Raw genomic sequence first — 304 nt, forward strand, 5'->3', positions numbered from 1 at the left:
TACCTTTCGGGTGGATCCTGACTGCGGCAGATATCAGATTCTCGAAGCTGAAACCAAAGCGCTGCAGAACCATGAATGCCATGAAAGCAGCGCCGACCAAAAGGAGCGCCGCCTTGACGATCTGGATCCAGGTGGTAGCGAGCATGCCGCCAAAGAACACGTAGAGCACCATGAGGACACCGATCAGCACTACGGACCAAACATAGCCAATGCCAAATAGAAGTTCGATCAGCTTTCCAGCCCCCACCATTTGGGATACGAGATACAGCAGAACAATCACGAGCGAGCTGATAGTCGAGAACGT

At 52.6% G+C, this 304-nt stretch carries 1 protein-coding gene; it reads right to left on the reverse strand.

Features of this window, described 5'->3' with window-relative positions; genetic code table 11:
• Positions 1-304, reverse strand: a 304-nt coding sequence (locus ACYP5B_RS48970; protein WP_459574696.1) for a sodium:solute symporter family transporter, incomplete at both ends; no start/stop codon positions are given.

Source organism: Cupriavidus sp. 8B (genome assembly GCF_054589115.1).